This window comes from Hydrocoleum sp. CS-953 (assembly GCF_002260545.1).
Taxonomy (GTDB): domain Bacteria; phylum Cyanobacteriota; class Cyanobacteriia; order Cyanobacteriales; family Microcoleaceae; genus Trichodesmium.
On sequence record NZ_LGSU01000887.1, the window covers coordinates 1 to 5,253 of the forward strand.

General features: G+C 35.5%; 4 protein-coding genes. 2 read left to right on the forward strand and 2 right to left on the reverse strand.

Going from position 1 to position 5,253, the window contains the following annotated elements; translation table 11 throughout:
* Positions 1–142 precede the first annotated feature (142 nt).
* On the forward strand, positions 143–1,546 hold the full coding sequence (locus tag AFK68_RS11785; RefSeq protein WP_094672956.1) for a pentapeptide repeat-containing protein: 1,404 nt from the start codon (positions 143–145) through the stop codon (positions 1,544–1,546).
* Positions 1,547–1,797: 251 nt separating this feature from the next.
* Here AFK68_RS11785 and AFK68_RS11790 read toward each other — a convergent pair whose 3' ends face one another.
* Positions 1,798–2,520, reverse strand: a complete 723-nt coding sequence (locus tag AFK68_RS11790) for a pentapeptide repeat-containing protein (RefSeq protein WP_094672958.1) — start codon at positions 2,518–2,520, stop codon at positions 1,798–1,800.
* A gap of 125 nt (positions 2,521–2,645) precedes the next feature.
* On the opposite strand from AFK68_RS11790, the gene AFK68_RS11795 reads away from it, so the two are divergent.
* Positions 2,646–3,581, forward strand: coding sequence for a cobalamin-binding protein (locus AFK68_RS11795; protein ID WP_094672960.1), 936 nt, complete (start codon positions 2,646–2,648; stop codon positions 3,579–3,581).
* A 699-nt stretch (positions 3,582–4,280) separates the two neighbouring features.
* Here AFK68_RS11795 and AFK68_RS11800 read toward each other — a convergent pair.
* A complete protein-coding gene (locus tag AFK68_RS11800; RefSeq protein ID WP_094672962.1) occupies positions 4,281–4,793 on the reverse strand; it encodes a hypothetical protein in 513 nt (170 codons plus the stop codon).
* Positions 4,794–5,253: the final 460 nt, after the last annotated feature.

Genomic DNA, 5,253 nt, shown 5'->3' on the forward strand with positions numbered 1-5,253 from the left:
CTTTATCAAAGTCCGATATTCTCAAACCTTTTATCTAAAAAGCTTGATGCTCTGATATCTAGAGATTTGGCTTTTTAAAAGAAAGTATATTGAACCGGATTTAGGTATCAAATTAATAATCAAATAATCAAAACTTTCTATAATGGCATTTGAAAATTTTAATGAACAGAATTTAGTTGGAAATGTTTTTGATGGTCAGAATCTAAATGGTTCTACCTTTTTTAAGGCTAGTTTGAACAACATCTCATTTGTTGACACAAAGCTTAGAGGAACAGATTTTCGGGAATCTAATTGGCTAAATGTTGATGCCTCCAATGCTGTCTTTGCCCCAAATAGTAACTTTGGTCCATCTGATTTATCTCTGGCAACCTTAGAAAATGTCAATTTCAGTGGAGCTAACCTCAAAGAGGCTAATCTATTTAAGGTCAGCACCAGTGGCATCAACTTTTCCAACGCCAACTTAACTGATGCTGATTTAAGAGAAGCCAATCTAAGTGGTGAACAGTCTGAACGCCCGAACTTTCAGGGAGCGAATTTGACTCGCGCTGATCTTTCTCTTGCTAACCTAAAAGCTGCTGACTTCAGTGGAGTCACACTAATAGATGCTAAGTTAAATGGAGCTACCTTAGAAGCAGTCATTCTACAAGATGTCAATGCCAAAGGAGCAGACTTCAGAAATACAAACTTTACGGATATATTTGTATTCGATGTTAATTTTAACCAGGCTAATCTTGAAGGTGTCTCTATCAGCGATGTCAATACATTTGTTCCTGAAGGCTTAGTGCTTCCTCCTAATACACCTGTAGATGAGAATGGCATCCCCACAGATTTTAACCTCAGATTTCGTGGTGCAGATTTAAGTAACTTCATTGCAGATGATACTAATTTTGCTGGTGCAAATTTTCGTTCATTTGTTGATTCTAATGGTGTTGAAACTACTACACAATTAGATGGTGCTAGTTTTAGCGATGCCAATCTGAGTGAGTCTAATTTTAGAGATGTATTCGCAGAGAATATCTTCCTTGAAGGAGCTAATTTAAGTGGCGCTGACTTAAGAGGTGCTGATTTGAGTGGCGCTCAACTCAAAGGAGCAGACCTCACCGGAGCAGACCTCACCGGAGCAGAATTAGATGGTGCAGACTTAACAGGAGCTATTTTAGATGGAGCGCAATTTGATAATGCAATCTTAACAGAAGCTAACCTTAAGGAATCGAGTGGAGATATGCTGACTGATTTTCAAGGAGCAGACCTGAGTGGAGCTAGTCTGGAGGTAGCAAGCTTTATTGGTACTAACTTTACAGGTGCTGATTTCTTTACACAAGGTACATCTATTGCAAATCTAGATAAAGCAGACCTCTCAAGCGCGATATTGACTGGTGTTGATGCACAAGGAATTTCATTTGTAGATGGTATAGCAATTGGAGCAACTGTAACTAATGCCGACTTTAGTAATTCTAAATTGATTAAGTCTGACTTCACTAATGCCGTAGATTTAAACACAGCTATCTTTGCGGGAGCTGATACTACAGACGCGATTGGTATTTAGTCTGCAAAGCTGGTGTTGCTGAACCAAGGGATGAATCTTTGCATAAAAGATAAATCCCATCTTTGAGTTCCCCTTCTCTTTTTCCAAATTCTCTAAAACTATCTTCATACCCCAAATATGCAACACTGCAAAGTGTATAAAATAGTCGAGACATACTAGCAGTGATGCTATTTAATGGAATGCACCCCATATTCAAAAATAAGGGCAAATATATTTGCCACTAAAGTAAATCTCTGAAACGGAATAATTTTTTAACTTTTACAAAGTAGTTGGTAGTCAATACCATCAGGTAGAATTACATCAACTAATTTAGCATTCTTTAAATCAACCAGATTCAAATTAGCATCAACTAACTTAGCACTACTCAAATCAGTACCATTAAAATTGGCTTTTGTCAAGTCAGCACCAGACAGATTAGAACTATTGAGATCGACCAGACTCAAATTAGCATGAGAAAGATTAGCACTACTAAAATTAGTAACAATTAAATAAGAACCAGTTAAGTCCGCATGACTTAAATCAGCACCAACCAGATTAGCACCAATCAAACTCGCATACTTAATACTAGCCTGCATCAAACAAGCATAACTGAGACTGGCACTAAAAAGAAAAGCATGATTTAGATTAGCTTGGGAAAGATTAGCACAAAACAAAAAAGCACGATTTGCATCAATTTGCGAGAGATTAGCACCACTCAAGTTAGCGTTACTCAGGTTAGCTTCACACAATTTAGCACCTGTTAAGTTAGCTTCACTTAAATTCGCCCCTACCAAATTTGCCCCAGTCAAGTTAGCATTACTCAGATTCACACCACAGAGATTAGTATTCATCAGGTCAGCATCACTAAAATCAGAATTACTAAAGTCAGCACCACTGAGATTAATACCTTCAAGGCAAACTTCTTGGAGTTTTGTCACCATAAAATTTATATTACCATTAGTATAATCTTCTAGTAATTGCTTAGTATTATTCATTATGGGTGCCTACATTATATTTTTTGCTCTAGCTACTATTTTCTCAAAATACCAATACCAATAGATGCTGATAAAGCTTAAATTTTTATTAAGAAAACCATACGCTATATACTTAGAAAAAGATAATGATAAATTACCCATTAAAAATTGTTTCCCTCATTCCCAGTGCAACAGAAATTATTGCAGCGTTGGGGTTAACGAAAGCTATTGTTGGTAGAAGTCACGAATGTGACTATCCTCCAGAAATTCAAAATTTGCCTGTTTGTACTCAACCTAAATTTAATCCTGATGGTAGTAGTCGGGAAATTCACGACCGCGCTACGGAGTTATTACAATCTGCTTTAAGTGTATACCGTGTGGAACTAGAAACATTAGAAAAATTACAGCCTACTCATATTATTACTCAAGCTCAATGTGATGTTTGTGCTGTTAGTTTGGCGGATGTAGAAACGGCAGTTCAAAGTTTAACAAAAAGTCATCCTCAAGTTATTTCTTTAGAGCCTAATTTATTGGCAGAAGTTTGGGTTGATATGGAACGAGTAGCAAATAGTTTAGGAGTGGATGGAAATGAGGTAATTTCTCAGTTGAAAAAAAGGGTGGTAGCTTGTGAAGAAAAAACGCAAAATTTACCAGTTAATAATATTCCTAAAGTAGCGTGTATTGAGTGGAGTAATCCACTAATGGCTGCTGGAAATTGGATGCCAGAATTAGTTAAACTTGCGGGTGGAAATTCATTATTTGGAGAGATAGGAAAGCATTCTCCTTGGTTAAAATGGGAGGAGTTATTAAATGCTAATCCAGATGTAATAATTTTTATGCCTTGTGGTTTTGATTTAGAACGTACTCGCCAAGATACTTTAGAGTTAATTAAAAGCTCAGAATGGCAAGATTTATCTGTAGTTAAGTCAGGAAAAGTTTATATTACTGATGGTAATTCTTATTTTAATCGTCCGGGACCAAGGTTAGTAGATTCATTGGAAATTTTAGCGGAAATTTTACATCCTGAATTATTTAATTTTGGTTATCAAGGAATAGGTTGGGTGGAACTAATTAATAATTAATAATGAATAATTAACAATTAGATATAGCGTTTCCCAATAAGCGTGAAGTACAGTTATCTTTTTATTTTTTCATTACTCCCTATTCCCTCCATACCTATTCCCTATTCCCTGTTACCTCAAAGCTAGAATTTTGTACCTCACAATTATGAGAACTGCTATATATATNTTTCATTACTCCCTATTCCCTCCATACCTATTCCCTATTCCCTGTTACCTCAAAGCTAGAATTTTGTACCTCACAATTATGAGAACTGCTATATATATTACCCAGAAACGAGGTTTATATTAGCCCCATATATTAATATCTACTTCCCATAAACCCGGTTTCTTCTAACTCGCTGCGGTTACTAATTAATAATTTAGATATCTATACCCAGAAACAGGGTTTGATATAAGACAGTTATCTCTATCATTGTAAGCATTTCCTACGGAATGCTGCGCAAACAGCTATTAGCGGTCAGCTCATCCTACGGAATGCTACGCAAACAGCTTTTTTAATCAATTAAGCAATAATTCGTTTAAGTTATACTATATTTTAAACCCATAAATTGAAGTAAAAGAACGAAGATTTTGAGTTTTCAACCCATATAATTCAAGCGGTTGAAAGCTGAAAGCTGAATGCTGACGGCTGAATGCTTACCTATCATTTCCCCCTTTTTTTCAAAATTTACTTCTTCTCCCTTCTTCCTTCTTCCTTCTTCAATCCCACCAATAAGACACAACAATAGCATCTTGTTGATAGGGTTTATTTTCACTCATCAATCCTTCTGTTAATCTAGCTTTAAGACACCGTTGAAGTCGGAAAGCATATTGTTCATTCATTCCATCAATAATATCTACAGCATCAGCACTCCATTTTTTCCCCAAGTCTAAAAGTGAGGATACTATTGTTGCTTGATTTTCAGTTAGGATATAAAGTGTATCAGCAGGATAATATACAAAGTGAATTATACTTTCAGGTGGCATAAAACGATAGTTAGCCATTGCTAAAAGTGTATCGATTAAACCACTAAAACTCAAGCCATTTTCATCGGGAGCAAAAATCGGTTTTGTGAATAAAAAACTTGCCCATAAAGTAGAATTTTCTATCAAATCTCTAATTACTTCTTCTCCATCAAATTGATTAAACTGACGTTGCCAAACAAGTGCAGCAAAAAGTTCTTGTGGAGAATAAGATTTGGCAATGGATTGGATTTTTTCTATTTCTAGCATAAATTTTATAGCGCTACGCGCTAGGGAATAGGGAATAGGGAATAGTACACTTTCAATTCAAAGAGTTTTCCTACGGAATGCTCCGCAAACAGAATTTATAAATGTCAAACACCTTAATGCGTAATACTATTTATCAAAAATATTCCTATATTTGATTAGGTGGGGGCATGTGGGAGGTGGGGGAAAGGGACGTTGTATGCAACGTCCGTATACATAAGAATAATTAACATTAACTGGCTAATAATTAGGTATGAGAGCTATTTTCTCTGTGTTAATTACTTAATAACTGAAGTGTCACCAAAGTATAACATTACTTTGGGGAATTTGTAGAACGCTATGCTGAGTTAAATTCCTTGGTTGAATAACTTGATTTTTTTGTTTTATTTAATATATAAATCCTCAATTGGTTGTGAAAATTTTGCTCTTTTATAACAGTTAATATTAATTGTAGCAATTATTG